The 24,697-nt window shown below is 37.2% G+C and carries 30 protein-coding genes; 23 read left to right on the top strand and 7 right to left on the bottom strand.

Annotated features, from left to right (window positions below):
• Positions 1–30 precede the first annotated feature (30 nt).
• Positions 31–987, bottom strand: a complete 957-nt coding sequence (locus tag HHO41_RS16755) for a COX15/CtaA family protein (RefSeq protein WP_169100758.1) — start codon at positions 985–987, stop codon at positions 31–33.
• A gap of 522 nt (positions 988–1,509) precedes the next feature.
• Here HHO41_RS16755 and cyoE point away from each other — a divergent pair.
• The 7 genes from cyoE to HHO41_RS16790 all read left to right on the top strand — a co-directional run bounded on the left by cyoE (position 1,510) and on the right by HHO41_RS16790 (position 8,180).
• Positions 1,510–2,436, top strand: a complete 927-nt coding sequence (cyoE, locus tag HHO41_RS16760; RefSeq protein WP_169100760.1) for a heme o synthase — start codon at positions 1,510–1,512, stop codon at positions 2,434–2,436.
• Positions 2,437–2,545: 109 nt separating this feature from the next.
• Positions 2,546–3,613: a cytochrome c oxidase subunit II gene (coxB, locus tag HHO41_RS16765; RefSeq protein WP_169100762.1), complete on the top strand. Its 1,068-nt coding sequence runs from the start codon at positions 2,546–2,548 to the stop codon at positions 3,611–3,613.
• A gap of 33 nt (positions 3,614–3,646) precedes the next feature.
• A complete protein-coding gene (gene ctaD, locus HHO41_RS16770; protein WP_169100764.1) occupies positions 3,647–5,512 on the top strand; it encodes a cytochrome c oxidase subunit I in 1,866 nt (621 codons plus the stop codon).
• Positions 5,512–6,144 (top strand): cytochrome c oxidase subunit 3, encoded by a 633-nt coding sequence (locus HHO41_RS16775; protein WP_169100766.1) that lies wholly within the window; start codon positions 5,512–5,514, stop codon positions 6,142–6,144. The genes ctaD and HHO41_RS16775 overlap by 1 nt, the downstream gene beginning before the upstream one ends.
• A gap of 3 nt (positions 6,145–6,147) precedes the next feature.
• Positions 6,148–6,483, top strand: a complete 336-nt coding sequence (gene ctaF, locus HHO41_RS16780; protein WP_169100768.1) for a cytochrome c oxidase subunit IVB — start codon at positions 6,148–6,150, stop codon at positions 6,481–6,483.
• A gap of 132 nt (positions 6,484–6,615) precedes the next feature.
• Positions 6,616–7,527 (top strand): cytochrome c oxidase assembly factor CtaG, encoded by a 912-nt coding sequence (gene ctaG, locus HHO41_RS16785; protein ID WP_169100770.1) that lies wholly within the window; start codon positions 6,616–6,618, stop codon positions 7,525–7,527.
• Positions 7,528–7,715: 188 nt separating this feature from the next.
• On the top strand, positions 7,716–8,180 hold the full coding sequence (locus tag HHO41_RS16790; protein WP_169100772.1) for a DUF420 domain-containing protein: 465 nt from the start codon (positions 7,716–7,718) through the stop codon (positions 8,178–8,180).
• 223 nt (positions 8,181–8,403) lie between these two features.
• Here HHO41_RS16790 and ytvI read toward each other — a convergent pair whose 3' ends face one another.
• A complete protein-coding gene (gene ytvI, locus HHO41_RS16800) occupies positions 8,404–9,462 on the bottom strand; it encodes a sporulation integral membrane protein YtvI (RefSeq protein WP_248278514.1) in 1,059 nt (352 codons plus the stop codon).
• Between the two features lie 200 nt (positions 9,463–9,662).
• Positions 9,663–10,019, bottom strand: coding sequence for a YugN family protein (locus HHO41_RS16805; RefSeq protein WP_169100776.1), 357 nt, complete (start codon positions 10,017–10,019; stop codon positions 9,663–9,665).
• 196 nt (positions 10,020–10,215) lie between these two features.
• Between HHO41_RS16805 and HHO41_RS16810 the strand changes: the two genes are divergently transcribed.
• The 3 genes from HHO41_RS16810 to HHO41_RS16820 all read left to right on the top strand — a co-directional run bounded on the left by HHO41_RS16810 (position 10,216) and on the right by HHO41_RS16820 (position 12,583).
• A complete protein-coding gene (locus HHO41_RS16810) occupies positions 10,216–10,857 on the top strand; it encodes a CAP domain-containing protein (RefSeq protein ID WP_169100778.1) in 642 nt (213 codons plus the stop codon).
• A gap of 16 nt (positions 10,858–10,873) precedes the next feature.
• Entirely contained in the window at positions 10,874–11,308 is a 435-nt protein-coding gene (locus HHO41_RS16815) for a CBS domain-containing protein (RefSeq protein WP_169100780.1), read from the top strand.
• A gap of 177 nt (positions 11,309–11,485) precedes the next feature.
• Complete coding sequence (locus tag HHO41_RS16820) at positions 11,486–12,583, top strand: CAP domain-containing protein (RefSeq protein ID WP_248278515.1); 1,098 nt, start codon at positions 11,486–11,488, stop codon at positions 12,581–12,583.
• 58 nt (positions 12,584–12,641) lie between these two features.
• Here the strand turns inward: HHO41_RS16820 and HHO41_RS16825 are convergent, their stop codons facing one another.
• Positions 12,642–13,136 carry a PaaI family thioesterase gene (locus HHO41_RS16825; RefSeq protein WP_169100782.1) on the bottom strand — a complete coding sequence of 165 codons (495 nt, stop codon included), beginning with the start codon at positions 13,134–13,136 and terminating at the stop codon, positions 12,642–12,644.
• A gap of 139 nt (positions 13,137–13,275) precedes the next feature.
• On the opposite strand from HHO41_RS16825, the gene HHO41_RS16830 reads away from it, so the two are divergent.
• The 5 genes from HHO41_RS16830 to HHO41_RS16850 all read left to right on the top strand — a co-directional run bounded on the left by HHO41_RS16830 (position 13,276) and on the right by HHO41_RS16850 (position 15,342).
• Positions 13,276–13,716, top strand: coding sequence for a YlbD family protein (locus HHO41_RS16830; protein WP_348981307.1), 441 nt, complete (start codon positions 13,276–13,278; stop codon positions 13,714–13,716).
• Between the two features lie 14 nt (positions 13,717–13,730).
• Complete coding sequence (locus HHO41_RS16835; protein ID WP_169100786.1) at positions 13,731–13,970, top strand: YlbE-like family protein; 240 nt, start codon at positions 13,731–13,733, stop codon at positions 13,968–13,970.
• 89 nt (positions 13,971–14,059) lie between these two features.
• Entirely contained in the window at positions 14,060–14,485 is a 426-nt protein-coding gene (locus HHO41_RS16840) for a hypothetical protein (protein ID WP_169100788.1), read from the top strand.
• Between the two features lie 42 nt (positions 14,486–14,527).
• Complete coding sequence (locus HHO41_RS16845) at positions 14,528–15,001, top strand: YlbF/YmcA family competence regulator (RefSeq protein ID WP_169100790.1); 474 nt, start codon at positions 14,528–14,530, stop codon at positions 14,999–15,001.
• A gap of 65 nt (positions 15,002–15,066) precedes the next feature.
• Complete coding sequence (locus tag HHO41_RS16850; protein ID WP_169100792.1) at positions 15,067–15,342, top strand: YlbG family protein; 276 nt, start codon at positions 15,067–15,069, stop codon at positions 15,340–15,342.
• A gap of 51 nt (positions 15,343–15,393) precedes the next feature.
• Here the strand turns inward: HHO41_RS16850 and HHO41_RS16855 are convergent, their stop codons facing one another.
• A complete protein-coding gene (locus HHO41_RS16855; protein WP_169100794.1) occupies positions 15,394–15,792 on the bottom strand; it encodes a DUF7147 family protein in 399 nt (132 codons plus the stop codon).
• Between the two features lie 395 nt (positions 15,793–16,187).
• On the opposite strand from HHO41_RS16855, the gene rsmD reads away from it, so the two are divergent.
• Entirely contained in the window at positions 16,188–16,748 is a 561-nt protein-coding gene (gene rsmD, locus HHO41_RS16860; RefSeq protein WP_348981308.1) for a 16S rRNA (guanine(966)-N(2))-methyltransferase RsmD, read from the top strand.
• A 12-nt stretch (positions 16,749–16,760) separates the two neighbouring features.
• Complete coding sequence (gene coaD / locus HHO41_RS16865; protein WP_169100798.1) at positions 16,761–17,252, top strand: pantetheine-phosphate adenylyltransferase; 492 nt, start codon at positions 16,761–16,763, stop codon at positions 17,250–17,252.
• 53 nt (positions 17,253–17,305) lie between these two features.
• Here coaD and ylbJ read toward each other — a convergent pair whose 3' ends face one another.
• Entirely contained in the window at positions 17,306–18,517 is a 1,212-nt protein-coding gene (ylbJ, locus tag HHO41_RS16870; protein WP_169100800.1) for a sporulation integral membrane protein YlbJ, read from the bottom strand.
• 273 nt (positions 18,518–18,790) lie between these two features.
• Between ylbJ and HHO41_RS16875 the strand changes: the two genes are divergently transcribed.
• Positions 18,791–19,573 (top strand): patatin-like phospholipase family protein, encoded by a 783-nt coding sequence (locus HHO41_RS16875; protein ID WP_169100802.1) that lies wholly within the window; start codon positions 18,791–18,793, stop codon positions 19,571–19,573.
• Positions 19,574–19,578: 5 nt separating this feature from the next.
• On the top strand, positions 19,579–20,601 hold the full coding sequence (locus tag HHO41_RS16880) for a SepM family pheromone-processing serine protease (protein ID WP_169100804.1): 1,023 nt from the start codon (positions 19,579–19,581) through the stop codon (positions 20,599–20,601).
• Between the two features lie 38 nt (positions 20,602–20,639).
• On the opposite strand, the gene HHO41_RS16885 is transcribed toward HHO41_RS16880, so the two are convergent.
• The gene (locus tag HHO41_RS16885) at positions 20,640–21,851 is read right to left on the bottom strand and encodes a nucleotidyltransferase (RefSeq protein ID WP_169100806.1); all 1,212 of its coding nucleotides are present in this window, start codon (positions 21,849–21,851) and stop codon (positions 20,640–20,642) included.
• A 246-nt stretch (positions 21,852–22,097) separates the two neighbouring features.
• On the opposite strand from HHO41_RS16885, the gene HHO41_RS16890 reads away from it, so the two are divergent.
• The 4 genes from HHO41_RS16890 (at position 22,098) to HHO41_RS16905 (ending at position 24,569) form a co-directional block, all read left to right on the top strand.
• The gene (locus HHO41_RS16890) at positions 22,098–22,625 is read left to right on the top strand and encodes a YceD family protein (protein WP_169100808.1); all 528 of its coding nucleotides are present in this window, start codon (positions 22,098–22,100) and stop codon (positions 22,623–22,625) included.
• A 76-nt stretch (positions 22,626–22,701) separates the two neighbouring features.
• Positions 22,702–22,875 (top strand): 50S ribosomal protein L32, encoded by a 174-nt coding sequence (gene rpmF / locus HHO41_RS16895; RefSeq protein WP_169100810.1) that lies wholly within the window; start codon positions 22,702–22,704, stop codon positions 22,873–22,875.
• Positions 22,876–23,105: 230 nt separating this feature from the next.
• Positions 23,106–23,867, top strand: coding sequence for an enoyl-CoA hydratase/isomerase family protein (locus HHO41_RS16900; protein WP_169100812.1), 762 nt, complete (start codon positions 23,106–23,108; stop codon positions 23,865–23,867).
• Between the two features lie 69 nt (positions 23,868–23,936).
• The gene (locus tag HHO41_RS16905) at positions 23,937–24,569 is read left to right on the top strand and encodes an RsfA family transcriptional regulator (RefSeq protein ID WP_169100814.1); all 633 of its coding nucleotides are present in this window, start codon (positions 23,937–23,939) and stop codon (positions 24,567–24,569) included.
• Positions 24,570–24,697 lie beyond the last annotated feature (128 nt).

A 24,697-nucleotide genomic window follows, 5' to 3' on the forward strand; every position in this document is an offset into this window, starting at 1 on the left:
TTGCACCTGAGCAATCATTCAGACCTTTTTTTAATATGAGTTTGTTTTTTTATCGGTAAATGGAGAACTAGCGTTTAGAACATGCTCATTTTTCTTGCTCCTTGAAACTAGTAACAAGAAGTAACAAAGTAATCCAAATAGACAAGAGATAAAAAATGCATGTAGAAGGGCAATGTAAAGATTTAATTTGCTAAATACGATCAATGCGCCTGCAATCACCTGTAGACAAACCAGAATAAAAGAGACAATCCAGCCCCAATAGATTACCTTTTGGTGCTTATAATTCTTAATTGCCATGTAGGTAATGTAGCCAATCCATAAGAATATAAGGGCAGCAAATGCGCGGTGGCCCATTTGGATCCATTCGTTTAAGTTAGTAGGTAAAAGGGATGAATTATTGTTACAAAGCGGCCAATCAGCACAAACTAAACTAGCTTTTTTGTGTCTTACAAGTGCTCCAGTATAAACAACCATATAGCTATATATTGTCACGCCGATAATGTGCTTTTGCATCCGCTTGTCGATAATGAGCTTATCTGCATCAAACTTTTTATCAATTTCAAAAATAAGGAGTGTTAAAAGTAGCACAGCTGCGAATGAAATAAGTGAAATACCAAAATGAAGTGCTAAAACGAACTTGCTTTGCTGCCAAACAACTGCTGCTGCCCCGATTAGTCCCTGTAACACTAAAAAGAAAAATGATAGGAACGCAAGGAATTTAGTTTCGCGGATATGTCCAATTGATTTCCATGTCCAAATAGAAAGGGTAAGCACTAAGAATCCTACAGATCCGGACACTAACCGATGAGCTAACTCAATAATTAACTCAGGGGTAATATTGGTAGGAACAAATTCGCCATTACATAATGGCCAGGATCGCCCACACCCTAAACCAGAGCCGGTTTTTGTAACAAGTGCACCACCAATTAGAACAAATAACATCCCGATTGTTGTGATGACGGCCAAAGCTTTTAGAGACCTTTGCAAAAATATCACATCCTAAAAAGTTTAAAAAAATGTCACAATTTCGTGTTGACGTGTATAATAAAAAAAGCAAATTTCGATAAATCGACATGATGACTATTCGATAGTACACAATAAAGCATAATTTTACAACTATTAGAATTTTTATCTTATAATAAAAATTACATCTAAATGTTCTATTTATAAATATTATAATATTATTTGAATAAATAGTGGGAAAAGCTTTAGGGGAATAAAAATTTTCCATTGGGACCGTATAACAAATTTGTTATTTTTGTTAACTTCTAGTAAAAAAAATAAAAAATGTTCAAAAAAACTTCACAAAAAACATTAAAAGTGTGATTTAATATACAGTGAGAAATGAAATGTTTTTGGTATAGGTAAATAATTAATATTATTATTAAGTTGTAAACAGTGTTTATCTAAAATCTCTTTTATTGATAAAAATCCGCCCAAAACTAAAGGGAAGAACAGTCAGATTTATACAGAGGTTTCTTCAGTGGCAGGGAAGAGGAGGAAGGAAAAATGTCGAATCCAAAGAGCTTAGGTGGAGCAGTTTTAGAACCTGGCCAAACAGAAATTCCACATACCTCAGTGCTTAAGGATTTCTTTGCATTGATTAAAATAGGTATAGTCAATTCGAATTTGATTACAACATTTACGGGAATTTGGCTCGCTTTGCATTTTACGGGTCAGCACTTCCTTGATCACTTAGATATTGTTTTATTTACATTAATAGGTTCCTCATTGATTATTGCTGGTTCCTGTGTGATTAACAATTATTACGATCGAGATATCGACCATTTAATGCAGAGAACGAAAAACAGACCAACGGTAACGGGAAAAGCAAATCCATACATGGTTATCTTTATGGGCTTAGCATTTATTATCACTGGTTTATTATTTTTGGTGTTTACAACATTTTCAGCAGCTATTATTGGCTTAGTTGGAGTGATAAGCTATGTTGGACTTTATACGATGTGGTCTAAACGGCTTTATGTTTCAAATACAATTGTTGGAAGTATATCAGGTGCAGTACCACCACTAATCGGTTGGGCTGCAGTAGATGCAAATTTGGATATCGTAGCATGGATCTTGTTCTTTATCATGTTTGCATGGCAACCACCTCATTTTTATGCCTTGGCAATGCGAAGAGTAGACGAATATCGGGCAGCAGGTATACCCATGCTCCCAGTTGTAAAGGGATTCAAAACTACTAAAAAACATATCATCATTTGGATTATTTCTTTATTGCCACTACCATTTTTCTTAACAACTTTGGGTCTTCCATTTCTAATATTGGCTACATTACTTAATGTAGGCTGGTTGGCATTGGGGATAATTGGCAATAAAAAATTTGATGATATTAAATGGGCCAAGCTTATGTTTGTTTATTCGCTACAATATTTAACGATTATGTTTGTAGCAATGGTCATTGTAACACTCATTTAATTTTGTAGGAAATCCTTTCCTTATTAAAGGGGAAATAAGGATAGGGTTTATCCATATTTTTAAACTAGAAATTTTTATTTATTTTACGAAAGAGGGGTTTGGTAAAGCAATGAAAAGGCTTGCAAAGTGGCATCTAATTTCATTATTTTCCGTCTTAGTGCTCATGCTTTCCGGCTGTGGCAAATCATTTTTGTCTGCGTTAACGCCTGCTGGTGAAGTAGCTGAAACGCAATACAACCTAATGAAGCTAAGTACGGGAATCATGGTAGGGGTAATCATTGTTGTTACAATCATTTTCATTATTGTAATGACACGCTTCCGTCGTAAGGACGATCGCATTCCGAAGCAGGTTGAAGGAAGTCATACTTTGGAAATTTTGTGGACAGTTATCCCTATTGTCCTGCTGCTTATATTGGCAGTTCCGACTGTTGCTGCAACATTTAAGTTTGCAGATGTTAAGCAAATGGACAAAAAGAATGATGGTTCAGAAGGTAAATTAGTCGTTAACGTACGTGCTAGTTTATACTGGTGGGAATTTGAATATCCTGATTTAGGTATTGTGACTGGACAGGAATTAGTCGTTCCAACTAATGAAAAAGTTTATTTCAATTTAAAAGCATCTGATGTTAAACATTCGTTCTGGATTCCACCAGCAGGCGGAAAAATGGATACGAACGTAGATAACGTTAATAAATTCTGGTTAAAGTTTGATGGTAAAAAAGCTGATGAAGCTGGGAATTTATTCTATGGTAAATGTGCGGAACTATGCGGTCCGTCACATGCTTTAATGGATTTCAAAGTGAAAGCCGTTTCACGTGCTGAATTTGATCAATGGGTTAAAGATATGAAAGCTGTTAAACAACCTGCAAAAGCAGAAAGTGCTTTAGCAAAAGAAGGTCAAGATATCTTTAATAAAAGCTGTGTTGGTTGTCATGCTGTAACACCATCCAATGCAACACCAGAAGCAGCTCGTCTTGCACCAAACTTAACAAACTTTGGTGACCGTTCTCGCGTTGCCGGAATTTTAGATCACGATGAAGAATCATTGAAGAAATGGATTAAAGACCCTGAAAGCTTCAAGCCTGGAAATAAAATGACTGGCACATATGGTCAATTAACAGACAAGCAAATTGATGCTTTGGCTGCATACTTAATGGGCTTAAAGGTTCAGGATTAAAAGGGGATCTTTGTAGAAAAGGGAGGTTAAACTGTGAGTACCTACGCTCAAAAGAAGGGGTTTGGAGCAACAGTATGGGATTATTTAACAACTGTTGACCATAAGAAAATTGCGATTTTATACTTAATCGCCGGTGGACTTTTCTTTGTTATCGGTGGTTTAGAAGCAATGTTTATCCGTATTCAACTTGCGGTTCCAAATAATGATTTTGTTAGTGCTGGACTTTTTAATGAATTATTGACCATGCACGGTACAACGATGATTTTCTTAGCGGCTATGCCATTGGTATTTGCCTTTATGAATGCAGTTATGCCATTACAAATTGGGGCACGCGACGTTGCGTTTCCATTTTTAAATGCATTAGGATTTTGGTTATTTTTATTCGGTGGAATTTTTCTAAACCTTTCATGGTTTCTTGGAGGAGCTCCAGATGCTGGGTGGACGTCATATGCGTCACTTTCGCTAGCTTCTAAAGGTCATGGTATTGACTTTTATGCTTTGGGTTTACAGATTTCTGGTGCTGGTACAATCATCGGGGGGATTAACTTCCTCGTAACGATTATTACAATGAGAGCACCTGGTATGACATACATGCGGATGCCAATGTTTACTTGGACAACATTTGTAACTTCTGCACTAATTTTATTTGCAATGCCGCCATTAACAATTGGCTTGTTCTTAATGATTTTTGACCGCTTATTTGGTGCAAACTTCTTTGATGTTGCCAATGGTGGTAACACAATTATTTGGGAACACTTCTTCTGGATCTTCGGACATCCTGAAGTTTATATCTTGATATTACCTGCATTTGGTATTTTCTCGGAAATTATCCCAATCTTCTCAAGAAAGAGACTATTCGGATATTCATCAATGGTTTTTGCGACAGTATTAATCGGTTTCTTAGGATTCATGGTTTGGGCTCACCACATGTTTACAACAGGAATGGGTCCAGTAGCTAATGCAATTTTTGCGGTTGCAACAATGGCGATTGCTGTGCCAACTGGTATTAAAATCTTTAACTGGTTATTTACATTGTGGGGCGGTAGTATTAAGTTTACTGCTGCGATGCATTATGCGGTTGCGTTTATTCCTTCATTCGTTGCCGGTGGGGTAACAGGGGTAATGCTCTCTGCTGCAGCTCAAGACTATCAGTTCCATGATACTTATTTCGTAGTAGCTCACTTCCACTACGTAATCGTAGGTGGGGTTGTGTTAGCGCTATTAGGTGGAGCTCACCTATATTGGCCAAAAATGTTCGGTACAATTTTAAATGAAACATTAGGAAAAATTACCTTCTGGTTATTCCTAATTGGTTTCCACTTAACTTTCTTTGTTCAGCATTTCTTAGGACTTATGGGGATGCCACGTCGTATCTTCACATTCTTACCTGGTCAAGGCTTAGAGACAGGTAACCTTGTAAGTACAATTGGAGCACTGTTCATGGCGGTTGCGGTTACATTATTGTTAATCAACGTCGTTATTACTACTGTGAAAAACAAACGTGTTGGTAATGACCCTTGGGGAGACGGACGTACGCTTGAATGGTCAATTTCATCACCAGCACCTTATTACAACTTCAAGCAACTTCCACTTGTTCGTGGTCTAGATGCATATTGGATTGAAAAAATGAATGGTAAAACGGAAATGACACCAGCTGAACCGCTTGGAGATATTCATATGCCAAACAACTCATTCATTCCATTTATGATTGCTTTCGGTTTATTTGTAGTTGCATTTGGGGCAATGTACCGGACAGATTACAGCTGGGGTCTACCAGTTTTAATTGGCGGATTTGTCATTACACTTGGTTCGATGTTCGTTCGATCTATTAAAGATGATCATGGCTATCATATTCATAAAGAAGAGTTAGAAAATGAGGATAAGGGGGTTAAGGCATAATGGCTGCTCATGAAACAAAAATGACGTTGGAAAATTGGCCTGCTTCGCCTGAAAAAGCCACCCTTGAAGGCAAAAATAAATTCTTAGGCTTTTGGTTCTTTCTTGGTGGAGAAACAGTATTGTTTGCTTCACTATTTGCAACATATTTAGCATTAAAAGATAAGGTACCTAGTGCAGAACATGCTTTAGCAAAAGATTTATTTGAAATTCCGTTAACATTAACTGCAACTATGCTCCTTTTATTCAGTTCATTGACAAGTGTATATGCAATGTACCACATGAAGAACTTTGAATTTAAAAAAATGCAGCTTTGGCTTGGAGTAACTGTTCTTTTGGGTGCTTGTTTCTTAGGATTGGAAGTTTATGAGTTTAATCATTATGTTCATGAATTCCATCACACATTTACAAGCAGTGCATTTGGTTCAGCTTTCTACACTTTAGTAGGTTTCCATGGTGGTCACGTTGCGTTTGGTCTATTATGGATTACAACGTTAATCATTCGCAATGCTAAGAGAGGATTAAGCCTCTACAATGCACCTAAGTATTACTTAGCTAGCCTTTACTGGCACTTTATTGACGTTGTGTGGATTTTTATCTTTACAGTAGTATATTTAATGGGAATGGTGGGATAACTGATGGCAAATCAACAATCAAATTCAGCGAACCCTAGAGTGGACATTGAATATCGTCGTAAGAAAAATAAGGAGGAAATGAAATATCAAGTCATTTCATTTGCTTTAATGATTTTCTTAACGTTGATTGCTTTTGCAGCAGTTGCATATGATGGTTTTTCAGCCTGGTTCACGGTTCCGTTTATTATTCTATTAGCTGTTGTTCAATTAATTTTCCAATTATATTACTTCATGCATATGAGTCATAAAGGTCATGAAGCACCATCTCTATTCCTTTATTCAGGGGCATTTGTAGGTGCTGTAACAGTATTGGCTTTCATGACAATTGTTTGGTGGTAATTCGAAGCTAGTCAATCAAGAGGAAATCGGTGTGTACCGATTTCCTTTTTGAAATTATGGATGGCACTCCGAATTTATGAACGATCGTGTCCGCTTATTAATAAGTGGATAATAAATTAGAGGTGAGAATTTATGCCGGTACTTGATGTATTTGGTTTTCGTGCTCTATGGAGTCCTTATTTTTTAATCGCCTTAATCGCGATTTTAGTAGGATTTTTCCTCATCACAGTAACATTTCAAGATAAATTTTCAAACAGCGAAAAGCTGACGAAAAAAGAAGGTATTTTATTTACAACTGCCATGGTTTTATTGTATGCGATAAAAGGTTCTCCACTTGACCTTATGGGGCATTTAATGTTTTATGCCCATATGATTCAAATGGCCATGCTGTATTTGGTCATAGCACCGATATTTATTGTGGGAATACCGAATTGGATTTGGAGAAAAGTATTAAACAACCGGATGGTTAAACCGTTGTTTCAGTTCTTTACCAGACCATTAATCGCCTTAATCTTATTTAATGGTATGTTTTCGTTTTACCATGTTCCACTCATTTTCGACGTCATTAAGACGAATATGTGGATGCATGCGGGCTATACATCAATATTGTTTGTTGTCGCGCTATTTATGTGGTGGCCATTAGTTAACAAGGTAGAGGAATATCAGACGCTAAGTGGCTTGAAAAAAATCGGCTATATTTTTGCTGATGGTATTTTAATTACACCAGCATGTGCGTTGATTATTTTTGCAGATAGTCCGATGTATGCAACGTTCTCAGATCCAAATGCTTGGATGCAAGCTTTACAATTGTGTGTTCCATCAACGACATTAGCCTCACTAGATTTAAGTGGTCCTGAAATGTTCAATTCATTATCGCTAATTGATGATCAACAACTTGGTGGAGTACTTATGAAAATCATACAGGAAGTTGTTTACGGGGTTGTTTTGGCACAGGTGTTCTTTAGCTGGTACAAGAAAGATAAGTCAGAAAACATAGATGAAGAAGGAGATCCAGCACTCTATCCAAACTTAGCTGAATACTAATAACAAGGCGCCCCAAAAGGTGCCTTTTTTTATAAAAAAATTGTTGGAATTAATCGGACCGAGTTGCGTGGAGCAGAAATCAATGCACTGGTAAGAAATATGTAGAAAAAAGCAGGTATTCGTTGAAATATAAAGAATATTACCATAAACTTGTTAAGTAATAGTTATTTTATTGGAGGGGTTAATGTATGAATTCAGTACCAGTGTTACCAACAATTAGTACAACGTTTATCGTTCTAAGTGCGATTACCGTTGCGATTGGCTGGGCCCAAATTAAGCAACGGAAACGAGACGCCCACAAAAAGACGATGACTTTGGCGGCTATTTTTGCGGTCATATTCTTTTTAATCTATGCAAGTAGAACCATTTTCATCGGTAATACAGCTTTTGGTGGTCCAGACGATATTAAGATATATTATACAATCTTCCTTATCTTTCATATTAGTTTAGCAACAATTGGTGCTGTTCTTGGAATTATTTCTCTTATTTCTGGTTATAAAAATAATCTTTCATTACATAGAAAAATGGGACCGATAACAAGTATTATATGGTTTTTTACAGGGATTACCGGAGTTGCGGTATATCTACTGCTTTACGTTTTTTATCACGGTGGCGAAACGACTTCAGTCATTAAAGCGATTTTAGGATTTTAATAAAAGGCTGTGTTAAAGCTAAGAAAGATTTTTCACAAGTTGATTGGAGCGGAAGGCACGAAGACTCCTGCAGGAGTAGCTGGTATGGGAGACCCCACAGGCGCGAATGCGCCGAGGAGGCTCCCAACTAGCCCTGCGGAAAGCGAAGTGCCTGGAGCGGAAATCAACATTCTTGTTTAACACAGCCTAAGAAATGCAAAAAGAGCGGAGATTTCCGCTCTTTTTATATTTTTACATTTATTTGAATAATACCTGCTTCTTTTGCTGAATAGAAGATAACTAAAATAAGTGGTCCAATGATGATCCCATATAGTCCAATTATTTTAAAACCCAAGTACATGACTACTAAAGTGGATAATGGTGATAGTCCGTACTGTCCTCCTAAGATATATGGTTTTACAAATTTTTTAACAACCACTAACCCTAACGCTAATAACAACAAGGTAATCCCGACTAATATATTTCCAGTTAGCAAATGGAAGATAGCCCATGGCGCTAAAATGATAAATGTCCCAAAAATAGGGATGAAATTTAACAACCAAATTAGCATTGACATGTATAATGCAATTTCCGGGGCAATAAAATGAAGCGTGATTAGTGTTAATATAAATACGATTATGCTAATAAAAAATTGCACTTTTATATAATTGAAAATAATAAACGATAATCTTGATGTCATATATTTTACTTTTTTAGTGGTTTTCTCTGTTAAATGAGAATAAAAATTTTCGGTTAATCTAGGCAAGTCTATGAGAAATAGGAAAAGAGAAACTAGATAAATAATAAAACTTACCAAGTAATTTGGAATATTTGTTAATATCGCTTTAAAATTATTAATATTTACATAATCAAGGATACCTTCCTTTATTGTCGAAAGGAAGTTTTGTATCTGAGAGGTAAATTGATTTACAACCACTTTTGGTAAATCACTAGCCATTGAGACCAATTTCGCCTCAGCTTTAAACCACATCTTAGAAAGGTTATTTACATATATTGGTGAATTTTCAACTAAATCAATGACTTCGGTAATGACTTTAGTAGTGATGAAATAACTGCATAAAGCAATAAAACAAATAAAAAGTATGAATACAATAACTACCGATAATTGACGTTTACCTTTTAAAAGCTTTGAAAGATAAGCAATGATTGGTTCAAGTAAAAGTGCAGTGATAAATGCTAAAATAATGGGTAATGACACTGGAATGATTATATAGCCCAAAATAGCAAGGATGATAAGCCCTAATGCAATGAAAAGCTTGCGCTTGTTAATGAATCTTTTCAATGTTGTCCTCCTTTCCATTACAAAAATTCTGGAATTCGCATTCTTTTCCTACTTAGTTAAATTATAGTATGGACACAAGAAATAACCAACTTAAATAAAAACTTTAAATAGTTTGGCAAATACATCAAATCTTATATATTATAGAAGCAAAAAAACGTATGGATTTCCATACGTTTTTTAAATAGTAAAGTTTGTTAAGTTTACTTTGCGATAGCAGTAATTTGGTTCTTAAGCTCAGTAAGAATCTTTTCGCATTGTGATACTAATGAGCTTGGGAAGTCTTCGCCTGCACCGTACTCAACACCATGTGGGAAATAATACTTTCCAAGTAATGGTGTAATTAAGCGGATATCTGCTCTGTGAGCCCCTACATCACCTTCAGCATACCCTTGAACACGTAAGTAAAAAACGCCTTCTTTTAACTCGAATTTTCTGTCGTATGTAACTCGATCGTAATCCCATGTTGCTTCGCGAACTAAACCTTGTTCTAGCATAACATCATCTAGACGTTTTAGTTCGACCTTTGCATTTTCAAGACCAGTATTTTCAAATTTCATTTTTGTCCCTCCCCAGACTTTACACAATCCGTCACAAAGATGATAATCTCGACACCTCTGCAACTTTTCTCATTCTAATAATAGTAGAAAAAGGGTGAAGTTGCAATTCCGAAAAAGGGTATTTTACTATATTTTCTGATTTTATTTAAAGAGTTGGGAAAAACTATTTGCGATTAGATTTCAAGGAGGAGAAAGAATGAAGGATCATGCGGTGGTCATTTTGTTTATATGTACCCTTGTAACGGGTTTGTTTTATCATGCAAACCATTCATTGGCTCTCGAAATGTACAGAATAAAACCAGGCGATACAATGTGGAATATTTCGCAAGAGCAGAATGTTGATTTTCATGTATTATTAAACCTCAACAAACAAATCATTCAGCCTGAACTCATTTATCCAGGTCAATCGATATATCTTCCTGATGATCACTTTAATTTAACGAAACAAACTCAAATAGATGTCCAACTTAAATTGCTTACATTGGTTAACACCGAGCGTGAAAAACTTAACTTGCAGCCATTATCCCTTCATTCAAAGCTTAATCTGTTGGCAGAAAAGAAAGCGATGGATATGTTGATTCATAAATATGTCACGCATAAGTCACCTACATATGGAAATCCTACAGATATGTTAGAAACATTTCATTTCCCTTGTAAAAGGGTATTTGAAAATATAGGTGCTGGGCCAAAGACCGCAGATGAAATGTTTGAAACCTGGATGAATACTCAGGTAAATCGAAATAATGTCTTGACTGATCAGGCAACCTATATTGGAGTTGGTTATGCTATTGGAGGATTACACCAGTATTATTGGACATTGTTAATTGTTGAAAAATAAAAGGAGTGAATGATGAATGGGTAGTATCAAGGATATTATGACAACTAATGTGGAAACTTGTTCCCTACTAGATAATGTTTTTGAAGTTGCAGTAAAGATGAAGGAGTGGAATGTGGGAGCCATCCCGATTGTTGATAAAGACAGGCTCGTCGGTATGATTACAGATCGTGATATAGTGATTCGGGGTGTTGCACAAAAGCATCCGGGTTCAACAAAAGTTGAAGATATTATGAGTAAAGAGATGGTGACAATCAAATCTGATTGTACAACGCAAGAAGCTGCGAAAATCATGGCTAAAAACCAGATACGTCGTTTGCCTGTGGTTGAGGGGGAGCGCCTCGTGGGAATTGTATCATTGGGAGACTTTGCAATCCATGAATTAACTGACGATCAAGCAAAGATTGCTTTAACCGAAATTTCAGAGACAAGTCAAACACAAATTCAACATTAATAATAAGAATGAAATGAGGGGACTTTTGAAGTCACTCTCATTTTTTTATTTTGTTAATATAACATTTACAGGGCGTTTTTATAAATTTTTTACTGTGTGAGTTAAAACTTACCTGTATAATAAGATTAATGAGATAATATTGACTACTTTTTATCATACAATATGAAAGAGTTTGTCTTGAAGGGGGAACTTGGCCTGGCTGCATTGATTAGAATTTTAGTATTGGTAGTGATTGTGTTATTGGCGGGCTATTATATCTACGATGATAACAATAAACAATCAGATATATTATACATGGAAGATACGGCGACACCAGAGTTAGACCAAGGGAAAGTGACTGAAAACTCAGAATTAGTTAGAACGACGAAATTGCAGCGTCCTGAAAATGGCTTATCAACCTTTCTAGGGAAGCAAGCAGATGCTTTTAAAGCTGTTTATGGAGAGCCGAACCGAATGGATCCCTCCACTTATGGATATGAATGGTGGATCTATAATCAAAATAGCAAAGAATATATGCAAGTGGGAGTGGAAAGCGGCAAGATTGTTACGATTTATGCGCTTGGAGAGAATTTCAATCTCGAACCTTTCAAGGTTGGTGAAACGATTGAGGAGATATTCTCAACTTTCCAAATACAAACAGATATTCATTTCAACTATGAAGGAACAGCATATAAATTTGAGCTTTCAGAGGAGGATATGAACTCAAAGCCATTAATTCAAATGGGAGATATGTATGTCCAACTCAATATTGATAAATTTACTGGTTCCTTGGTGAGTGTTCGATATTTAGATGTCAAAACACTTATTGTGCAAAGACCTTACGAATTAATGTATCGTGGTGAGTTGTTGGAACCAATGCCAGTAACAGACGAAGCTTGGCCTTTGATTGAACAAGGTAGTCAAAAGCAAATCTTTGAAATTACCAATATACTTAGGAAACGATACCATTTACCCCAACTCGTGTGGGATGATGCTGTTGCTAATGTGGCTTACCTTCATAGCAAGGATATGAACGACACAAATAGTCTCTCACATACTTCGAAACAATATGGTGAAGTAACAGACCGCCTTAATAATGCTCAAATACATTATGATAAAGCCGGAGAAATTATTGCCGCTAATTATATTGATGCTCCTGCAGTCATCGAAGGTTGGATCAATAGTGAGCACCATCGAGAAAATTTACTCGATGAAAAATTTACACATACCGGTGTTGGCGTTTATCGAAAGCATTATACGCAAAATCTTATCGAAACAAAGGAGGAAAATGAATAATGATTTCCTCTTCAAAGAAAAACAAGGGGATGTGCCCCTTGTTTTTTGATTGGTTAAATTAATTCGAACTCTTATTAATAATAAAGAAGCTTCCGCTTGCGGTTGCAACTTTCATACCATCTGTACGGTAAACGGTGGCAGTTAGCACCATGGTTTTTGAACCTTTATGCTCACACTGTGCTGTACACCGTAATGATTCCCCAATACCTGGGGCAATATAATGGATATTTAATTGTGTTGTAACAGCCCCGAAACCTTCTGGTAACAATGAATTCGCCAATGTTCCCATCGCGGAATCAATTAATGTTGCAGTTACCCCACCATGAACAATTCCGAGTGAGTTATTAACTAAAGGATTAAGAGGTATTGACATTTCACAAGTTTGTCCGTTTATTTTTCGGTTCATTTGCAAAAGCTTACCGATGAAACCAACATTTCGGCTATCTGACTCTTGATTGAGAAGGCCATGAAATAATTCATTGATATGATCGAGTTCTTCAGCTTTAGCTTGATGAATAAGTTGATCGAGCAAATCGTGCAGTTCTTTTGACATAAAATTAACCTCTTTCAGAAAAATATAGTTTCATTATACCATTATTTTTTGTATTTTTTGAATTTTTAAAAACAAAGCCAATTCTTCACCTTTTCCTAGATTAAGCATATCGTATCATAGGCATTGTAATCAATTTGGGGTGGGAATATTGGAAAATAATCAGCTTCATCCTTCTGTAGAAAAGTTTAAAACTTTTGTCAAAAGCAATCCAAAGCTCATTGAAGCCGTAAAAAAGGGCACCCATACATGGCAGGAATTATTTGAAGAGTGGTATTTGCTTGGTGAAGAGGACCCCCGCTGGGCTAAATATTTAGCAAAACCAGTCACAAAGCATGGCTCAAAAGAAACTGAAACGATTCAAAAAATGGCTGATGAAGAACAAAAAAAAGATTGGCTTGGCCAAATTCTTGGAGCGGTAAAACAAATGGATGCTGAGCAACTGAGTATGCATGTCAACCAGTTAAGCCAAACACTAACGGCAATTCAAGGGGTTTTATCACAGTTTCAAGGGAACCAACCACCACAGCAATCGCAACCAAAAAATCAACCACCACATCCATTTCAATTCCGAAAGGATTAACGAAGGGGATTGTTATGCGCCAAGAGATTATTGAATATTTATCTCAAAATGTAGAGCTACAAAAGTTTATCCGTGAGCAGCCAATATGGTACCGGAAGTTATCACGAAATCCACAAGACCTGCAAAAGCTCGAGATTTCCTCGCTGCACTATTATAAAAAGACAATACCAGATCAAGTTAATAAATTTACCCAGGGGGTGCAAATGGCATCCATGATGATGAGCATGTTTCAAATGATGAATTCAAAAGGCTAGAGACTTTTTCTTATCAAGGAATCGTCTCTATTTTTTTGTCATGAAAATGCTATTCCTTGTAAACAATATCAAGAAAGGAGTGATGGGTTGTGAAGTTGAGTGTACAGATACTATTTTCGCTAATATTGATTGTATTAGTAGGTTGTCAGCGTGATATCCCCAAGCCTAAATCAAAAGAAAACAAAAGTTCGGCATTCAGTTTAACTGACCAAGTGGCGAGAGTAGTTGCTGCGACACCGCACCCATCATCGTTTACTGTTCGGCATCAGATTAATGGCAAGAATGTTTTAATTGAATGTAAACTTCAGGATATTTCATTTCGTCATGATCTTCCAGACAAACAAGTGGGAAAAATTATTGTATTAATTGATGGTAAGAAAACCGAAGAAGTGGATTCTCCTGTCTTTATTTTAAAAGATTTGACATCAGGACAGCATACCATCACTTTACAGGTTGTAAACTTAGCGAATCAGCCCTATCCCCTAAAGAAGGAGATTAATGTCGATATTCAATAGCAGTCAGCATCATTCGCTTTCCGTGATGTTTCATGTTAGAATATGAAAACGGAGGTGAGCTTTTTGCTTTCTACTACTTTAGAAAAAATTCAGCTAATAGATAAAACCGACCAGCTTGCCACAATGATTTTACAATCAGACATTGCTGAGCAGTATCGCCAGTGTTTTTACAATATGAAAAATAGCCAGGAAACACAAATCAAAATAAAAAACTTCCTTAATCTTAAAGAGCAGTATGAGGAAGTTCAAAGATTTGGTAAATATCATCCGAATTATCAGCCTGTTAAGAGCAAAATCCGTGAAGTTAAACGGGAAATGGATTTAGATCCATTTGTAGCAGCTTTTAAAATAGCAGAAAATGATTTGCAAGCTTTACTAGATGAAATTAGTGTGTTGATTGGTCAAGCCGTTTCTACCAGTGTTAAGGTTCCAACTGGAAATCTTTATTTTGATTCACTCTCTGGTTGTAGTGGTGGCTGTGGAACAGGTGGCAGTTGTGGTTGTTCAACAAAATAAGTCAGCATTGCTAGGAAGTCAGTTTTTTGCTATTCTTATTTAAAAAGGTATAAGGGGAATATTGCATGTTCGGTTCTCGACAAGGTATTATCATATGGCTCTACTCGTTAAAACAGGCTAAAATGCTTAGAAAATTCGGCAATGTTCACTTTGTTTCCAAAAAATTAAAATATGTTGTCCTATATTGCAACCAAGATGAAGTGGAAGACCTAACAGCAAAGTTACAAGCATATTCTTTTGTTAAAAAAGTTGAACCGTCCTATAAACCGTTTTTACGGATGGAGTTTGAAAACGCAAAGCCAGATAAAGCCAAGGAATACGATTATAAAATGGGCATATAAAAACAAGGCGAGAATCCTCACCTTGTTTTTTTATGTTCCGGCTGTCGTTTTCTACCAGCTCGTTGTCATGACCGGCAAATAGCGGTTCATTCTTAATATACCAATTAAATATTGATAAAATAATTCTTTATCAGCAAATTCATTAGATGGTTTGATTTCAAGCTCAATAATATTTTTTTGATGTCTTGTAGCAATTTGGGCAAATAAATCATACCGCTTATTTGGTTTAACATTAGGATTTGGAATACCTTCACGACAAAAATAAATCGGTTGAAATTCGCCTTCCTTTGCTGGATTTAAGATTACCGCAAGGGAGGTAACCTCTTTGCCATCTTTCACTGCGTGAAAAGCTAGCATTCTTGATAAACGGTGTTGGTTCGCTTGGACAATTTCAAGCAACTCATACAAATCAGAATAACCTTCGCCTAGCTCGATAAATCTCTGGATCATATTCTTCCTCCAAATATTTCATATGGTCGATATTACTGTACCATGCTAATTGGGAAAATTGAAGGGGAAGTGCTTTTTGCAATTGAAAAAAGTGCAAAGAAAAAACCCTGCAAAAATGCAGGGTCCTTCTATATCCTTTTTAGGATAGAAGGCAAAGGGAGAGGAGAAACCGGAGGAAGAACTTATGGGGAAACGTAAGTCTTCTCCGCGGTTGGCAACAACATCCTCGATTAGATGCTGTTAAGTACATTATTTCCACAGTAAAACGGCAATATACATCATTTGTGGATATTTATTTTAGGATTGAGAAATGATGGGAATGGTGCGAAAAACCTATGTGTGTTAGGATAGAAAAAAATATGGATTTTATTTTAAGATAAGTTGTGGTGAATGTTGTGAGAGTCGTATCAGGAACCTGTAAGGGAAAGGCGCTTAAGGCTGTTCCGGGGAATTCGACAAGACCGACGACTGATAAGGTTAAAGAGGCGATATTTAATATGATTGGTCCTTATTTTACCGGTGGTATAGGTCTTGATTTGTTTGCCGGAAGTGGCGGATTGGGTATTGAAGCCTTAAGTAGAGGGTTGGATCGGGTCATTTTTGTTGACAGAGATGGAAAAGCCATTCAAACTATAAAGGAAAATATTTCTGTATGCAGTTTTACGGAAAAGGCAGAAATATATCGAAATGAAGCAAACAGGGCTTTAAAGGCAGTAATAAAACGCGGGCTAAAGTTTGATGTTGTGTTTTTAGATCCTCCATATAAAAAGCAGCAATTGCTTGATGTTTTAACTGAGATGGATCAAAGCTCACTATTAGCCGAAAGTGGAGTTATCGTCTGTGAGCATAGTCATGACGTCGCGTTACCAGAGCGAATTGGTCAACTGCAACGAATAAAGAGGGAACAATACGGGATTATTAACATTACGATTTTTCAAAATGATTTAGTCGATTAGGGGGGTAACGTTTTGCCGTGCATTGCTGTTTGTCCAGGGAGTTTTGATCCAATTACGAATGGACATTTAGACATTATTATTCGTGGTGCAAAGATTTTTGATGAAATTTATGTAAGTGTACTAAATAATTCAACAAAAACACCACTTTTTTCAGTTCAAGAAAGAATTGAATTAATCAAAAAGGTAACAAAAGATATTCCGAATGTTAAGGTAGATGCTTTTGACGGCCTATTGGTTGAGTATGCTAAAAGCGTAAATGCCAATGCGATTATACGTGGACTTAGAGCTGTATCAGATTTTGAATATGAAATGCAAAATGCTTCAATGAACCGTGTGTTAAATGATGATGTCGAAACCTTTTTCATCATGACTAATAATCAGTACTCATTCTTAAGCTCCAGTATTGTGAAAGAAGTTGCCAAATATAATGGTGATATTCATGAGTTAGTTCCACCAGTTGTTGCAGTGGAATTACAAAACAAGTTTGCTTCGCGCAGAAAATAAACTCAATAAGGCTGAAACAACATTTTGGTGGATAACCATAGGTTGTTTCAGCCTTATTTACTATATTTACGAGCATAAAGAACAATGTAGGACGATAATGCCAATAAGGTAATGATCGGTCCAATCGTAATCAACCAATGATAAAAATCATAAAAATAGCTGCTCTCATTGATTAAAAAAACGGGTATTGCATTGGATGGTTGTTCTGATTGATAAAATTGCTTATAAACTGGATTCCAAAGCATGTAGGTGAACAATGAAGCGAAAATCCCATGAAAAATGCGAGCGATAAAAAAAGGTTGAAAGCGAATATCGGTTTGGGCAAGGATGCTTGCGACTTGAGCTTGAACGCTTAAGCCGCTGAAAGCCAAGATAAAGCTAGTGATAATTGCTTGTTGTAATAACGTTGCATCCTGTACCTGACTCGTTAACTGGCTACCTTGTGTAATTTCAAATATACCAGAAATAAACGGAATACTTAATGAATCTGGAAGTGAAAATAGCGGGAATATCAATTCAAGTAGTTTAGAAAGGTAACCAGTCATTTGCAGATGATACAGGATTTTATTGACAACGGAAAACAAGATGATAAAGCCACCAATCATGAGCAAGGTTTGGACTGAAGACATTACGGCATCGCCAAGTAGCTTTCCGATTGGGCGCTTATCCTTTATCCTAGTTTGATGAAGCTGTGAAAAGGCCAAACGCAGCATTGACTGCTTCGTTTTTTTAACTTCTGGAGCTTTTTCTTTTTTTCCATAAAATCTCATTAAAATTCCCACGCAAATATTCCCTAAGTAATGCGAGAGGGCTAAAATGACACCAAGTTTTGGATTATAAAAAAAGCCCACGGAAACCGCTCCAAAAATAAACAGCGGATTGGATGAGTTTGTAAAAGTAACAAGTCTTTCTGCTTCGGCTCTTGTCAACTGGCCCTCTTGTCTAAGCCTAGCTGTTAACTTTGCTCCTGCGGGAAATCCAGATGCTAGCCCCATCGCCCACACAAAGCCCCCCACACCTGGAACCCTAAAAACGGGTCGCATGAATGGCTCAAGTAGTACTCCGATAAAGCGAACGACACCAAATCCAATTAACATCTCACTGATGATAAAAAAAGGAAGTAATGACGGAAAGACAATTTCCCACCACATATTTAACCCGCGTATTGAGGCGTCTACTGATTCCTGAGGAAACGAAATAATTGATATCGCCATGATTGTAACGGTGGATGCAAGGAACAGTGTTTTTAGCTTTGAACGATTCAATACTAATAGCCTCCTACAAGGATTATTGCTGTGCAACCTAAAAAAACAGTGATAAAATAAAAAACATTATATGTTGATTTATCTTGTTGATTTCGGAGTGGTGTGAAAAAATAGGGAGCTCACGAGATTATCTTTGCCATATCACTAAATACGAACGTTGGTTTCCTATGAGGCCTTGTCCTGTATAAAACAATATACTCATAGAAATGCAATTTAGACCATAAGATTGAAACTGACATAAGTATTTAGCTTTTTGAGAAGGAGGGAATCACGTTGCCTCGTCCGAAAATTGGTTTGGCACTTGGATCGGGTGGCGCGCGGGGATTCGCCCATTTAGGGGTTATTAAAGTACTCAAGGATGAGGGCATTCCCATTGATTATATATCCGGCAGTAGCATGGGGGCGCTAATTGCTAGCTTCTATGCAACAGGATTGGATATGGATCAGCTCTATAAAATTTCCAGCGCCTTTAAACGAAAGTACTATCTTGATTTTACCGTCCCAAAAATGGGATTTGTCGCTGGAAAGCGCGTGAAAGATTTAATTAGAATCTTTACTCATGGTAAAAATATTGAGGAACTGAACATTCCTGTTGCCATTGTTGCAACAGACCTCATGTCTGGAGAGAAGGTTGTCTTTACAAAAGGCCCCATAGCTGATGCGGTTAGAGCTAGCATCTCTATTCCGGGAATATTTGTTCCGGAAAAAATCAATGGTCGTCTGCTTGTCGATGGTGGTGTGGTGGATCGCATTCCTGTTTCTGTTGTAAAGGATATGGGAGCGGAACTGGTGATTGCAGTAGATGTTTCACATGTTAAAACAAATACCGAAATCACCTCCATTTACGATGTCATCATGCAAAGCATCGACATTATGCAAATGGAGCTTGTTGACCATCGCATTGTCGCTTCGGACATTACGCTTCGGCCTCGTGTGGAAAAGTACAATTCACGTGCTTTTACCAATATTGAAGAAATTATCAAAATAGGTGAGGATGCAGCTAGAAAACACATCGACGAAATTAAGAAAAGGATTGAACAATGGAAGGGGACTTAAAACTAATGAGGAAATATCGTTCGCTCATTGTCCTCATCATTGCCGGTCTATTATTTGTCGCCAGCTCTTTTTATTATTTACCCTATTACGTGTCAAAACCGGGCATGGCCAAAGAGCTCGAACCGATAATTGAAGTAGAAAATGGTTATGATGAAGCAGGGAATTTTATGCTCACGACAATACGGATGGGCAAGGCAAATATATATGCTTACGCGATGGCGAAAATGAGCAAGTATCAAGAAATCTATCCAATTGAGTCTGTAAGAAGTAAAGATGAAAGTGATGAAGAGTACAATGTAAGGCAGCTTCATATGATGGCAGGCTCTAAAACCAATGCAATTGAAGTAGCATACAGAAAAGCCAATCTCCCGATTCATTATCAATTTAAAGGGATATACGTATTGAACATTATTGACAATATGCCAGCCGATGGAGTTTTAAAGCCTGGTGATCGTATCATTAAAATCGATGGAAATAAATTTAAATCGATGGAACAGTTTATCGATTACATTAATCAGAAAAAAGCTGGCGATAAGGTCTCTGTAACTTATGAACGTGATGAAAAAGCAAAAACGGTAACGATTCCGATTGCGCAATTTCCTCAGGATAAAATGCGAGTCGGGATTGGTATTGGCTTAGTCGATGATAAAGAGATTGTTGTTGATCCTCCAGTTAATATTGATACGGAGGAAATCGGCGGTCCCTCTGCTGGCTTGATGTTTACGCTCGAAATTTATAATCAATTGACGAAGACTGATTTAACAAAAGGCTACCAAATTGCCGGAACGGGGACGATTTCCGCTGATGGAACAGTTGGCAGAATCGGTGGGATTGACCAAAAGGTAGTCGCTGCCGATAAAGCTGGTGCGGAAATCTTCCTTGCTCCAAATGAAAATGGTGCTAAGGATCCCAATTATAAGTTAGCTGCTAAAACAGCTAAAAACATCGGTACAAAAATGAAAATTGTCCCGATCAACACCTTCGATGAAGCCGTCGAATATTTAGAAAAACTTAAAGAGAAAAAATAGTTGAAGAATGGCTGTTTTACGAAAGAAGAACTGACAGTTTATGTCAGTTCTTCTTTTTTTAAGTAAATCGGTGTTTCTTCAAATTCTTGTTTTGCGTGAATCGGAAGAATCATATTGTATAATTTTGTAGCTCGAATATCGACATCAATTCCAGGACCATCATAAGCAGAAAGTTTGGATATAACTGGGATAGAAAAACGCTTTTTATGCTGACGTAAATACTCTCGACCAGCCTCACTCATCCCCAACAAACGCAAATATGGGACAGGTTGTCTAGCTACTTGCATGTCTGATTTTTTTGTGTTCGTTAATATGTGCAGACACATTCGCTGCAGCCGTGTCCAAGTATAGCGTTTTGTCTTGACGCGCGTCATAAAATCAACAAATGAATCTGCCTCACCAACATGAGCCAAGAGTCGATTTTCAATCCCTTCCTCAATCTCATATATTTCTGTTAGCTCTAGAGGGGTGCTAGACAGCAATTGGTATTTTAAATAAGGCCAATAGTGCTCCCAATTATGAAACAGTCCAAAGTCTTGTTGGTAATCTCTAAGAAGCTCATAGCTTGTATTTGGAACGTATTTTGCAATTTCATCCATGTTATTTTTTGAAAATAATGCAGTTCGAATACTCGTGGCGCTGGCAATGGTACTTGAAGCAAAATGTTCATCATGATAGCCAGCACTTTTACGCGGAACGGTTAGTATCTGGACGTTCACATCAAGGCTTTTTGCGGCTTTCAAATACTGATAACCTAAAATATTATTAGGTTCAGACAAATCTACCATGTTCGCGTGAGGGATTAGATCCTGAAACGACAAGGCTTGCGCTTTCGGATAACTGACTCCATTTTGCATATATTGGTTTATGTTAGCTTGAAACTCCGAATGGTGTTGAACTAGAAAATCATATGTATGGTGAAAGGCGTTGATTTCTCCCGATTCACTTCCGAAACAAATGCTTTCACAAGAAGCTGCGGTAAGGAGTGAGACACCACCGTAGGCAAAGATTTCAGCCTGTTGGGTTGCATATTGATAAGGTAGTTCAAACACGATATCAACACCAGCTTGAAGCGCCATGTTTGCTCTTGCCCATTTTGAAATAAGGGCTGGCTCGCCACGTTGGAGGAAGTTTCCACTCATCGCAGCAATGATAATATCTGCTCCACTTGCCTGTTTGGACTCTGCCAAGTGCAGTGCGTGTCCATTATGAAACGGATTGTATTCAACAATGACTCCGACAGCCTTCATTCTTATGCCTCCTTTTTTCTCATAACGATAACGATTACTGCAAATGATTTCAAGTTTTTTTGATTATTTTCCCTGGAATGGTTACAATGGTAAAATGAAAATACGATGGAATGCAATTTTAAGTAATCTTGCTCTATATAGCGGAATTTAACAGTCAAATTTGAAAAGGCATGCTGTAAAGAAATAATATTGACATTTCGTTGTGTGGAAGCTATAATTACTTTTGTTGCCTTGAGGTGATTCGATTTGAAATGGACAATTAGTCAGTTACAAAAGTATCGAAACAAGGATCTTACTTTTGATGAAACAATTCAGATTGATGATTTAAGTAAAGTGGATCCATCGATTCGGGCTGTTTCACCAATGCATATAACAGGACGAGCAGATATTAGTTCGACTAGGGTGACTTTTCATTTTAGCATTGAAGGTCATTTGATCCTACCTTGTTCTCGGACGTTAGTTGATGTAAATTATCCAATTAATGTTGAAACTACGGAAACCTTTCTTCTGAATGCTTCAGATTTTGAAGAGGAAGAAGAGATACACCAAGTGAAAGGTGATGTGATTGACCTTATGCCGGTCATTCAAGAATTGCTTTTACTTGAGGTTCCATTGCAAGTTTTTTGCGAGGATGTAAAAACTGGCGAAGGTGCTCCTCAGTCTGGAAAGGATTGGGAAGTGGTTCAAGAACAGGATCAGAACAAAAAAGTGGATCCTCGTCTTGCTGGTCTAGCTAAGTTTTTTGAACAAAATGATTCATCATCTGATTCTTAATCAGAGAACCAAAATGTGAAGATCAAAATTTACTGAACTTCATAGCATCTTTATTGTCTTTAAGGAGGTGGGAATAATGGCTGTACCTTTTAGAAGAACTTCTAAAACTGCGAAAAGAAAGCGTCGTACTCATTTTAAATTACAAGTACCTGGTATGGTAGAATGCCCAAACTGCGGTGAATTAAAATTAGCTCACCGTGTATGTAAAGCTTGTGGAACATACAAAGGAAAAGAAGTTGTAAACGACTAATTTTCCCTGACGATAAAAAGCACAAGGAGTTTATACTCCTTGTGCTTTTGTCATTTAAAGCGAGCGCCTGCAGCGGAAATCAACTTACGCTTACTATGTATGAGTCTGCTGTTTTATAACATCTCAAAAAAAAATTTATTGTTTTTATACAAAAAAGAAGCTGAAAGGATTGAAAAATTGTCGAATTATTCCTACAATTGTAAGAAAGGCTAAAAACTTGGGGGATTGAAATGAACACTGCATACAAACTTGAAGAAATGCCACAGGGCTTTCTACTATTCACAATTACTAGACCAGAAAAACGTAATGCCATTAACTATGATGTATTGGAAGGTTTGGAAGTTGCCATTGAAAAAATGAAAGATCCTGCTTATAAAGCATTAGTGGTAACAGGAGAAGGTGAAAAAGCGTTTTGTTCAGGTGGTGACCTGTCAGTATTTCACACATTAAAAACTGAGGATCAAGCGTATGGCATGCTTTCAATGGCATCAAAAATCCTTGTGAAATTATTAATGCTTCCAAAACCAACGATTGCGTTAATCAATGGTACAGCAATGGGTGGTGGTTGTGAGCTTGCGACAGCATGTGACTTCCGTTTGGCCAAAGCAGGAGTAAAAGCTGGCTTTGTTCAAGGAACACAAGCCATTACAACTGGCTGGGGCGGAGGAACGATGTTATTTGAAAAAATTTCCGCTTCAAGCGCAATGAAGCTATTAATGGAAGCGAAAATGGTGGAAGTAGAAAAATTAGTAGAACTAGGCTATATTGATGCTGTTTTTGAAGGGGATTTAATGGAAAGTAGCCTTGAATACTTAAAAAACATCCTAGCAATTGAAGCTGGAGTTTTGGAAGCATATAAAACCATGCTAGTTCGCAAATGGACAAATACGGGTTTAGCAGCAAGAATTGAAGAAGAAGTTCGCACTAATTCTCGTCTTTGGGAATCAGATGCACATCACGAAGTAGTCAATAAATTTTTGGCGAAAAAGTAAAATCGTGTTTTACAGTCTATCTTTTCTAGTGAATGCATATGTATGAATAAAAACACTAGGAGGGATACGATGCCAACAACACGCCAAGATGCTTGGACACAGGATGAGGACCTCTTACTTGCCGAGGTAATCCTTCGCCATATTCGTGATGGGGGAACGCAACTGCAGGCATTTGAGGAAGTGGGACGGCAATTGTCACGGACTGCTGCCGCCTGTGGATTTCGCTGGAATTCTTGTGTTAGGAAACAATACAAAACAGGAATTGAGCTTGCAAAAAAGCAGCGGAAAGAGTTAAAAAAGCAGGCAGTGCCAGATTTTGAAGATGATATAAACGTCATTGTTGCTGAGGCAAAGGCACAGACACAGGCAATCGTCTCTTCAAACGTTCAGGAAATTTCTTTCTCGATTGTGCTTGATTACTTAAGGGAGCTTCATGAAAAGGCCAAGAAACATCGTGATCATTCGGAAAATATCGATGTCTACAAAGGGAAAATTAAATTGCTTGAAAAACAATTGAATGACCTAACAGCTCAAAATGAAAAGCTTTCAAAAGAATTAAAGCTAATTGAAGAGGATTACCGAGCGTTGATTGAAATTATGGAACGCGCCAGGAAAATGGTTGTTTTACAGGAAGAGGACCGTCAGCAAAAGGTGAAATTCCAAATGGACAAAAACGGAAATCTTGAACGAGTTGAAAAATAAGAAAAGCGGATTCCAAAATCCGCTTTTTCTTGTGTGCCAGGCATGGCAACTATCTAGGTGGTGAAAGTCCGCTGTGGGGGTACACATCAACCAACCACTAAGGAAGCGCAAGGTACTTATTGTGAGAT

The organism is Bacillus sp. DNRA2, assembly GCF_012843265.1.
In the GTDB taxonomy this organism is placed as follows: domain Bacteria; phylum Bacillota; class Bacilli; order Bacillales; family Cytobacillaceae; genus Bacillus_BU.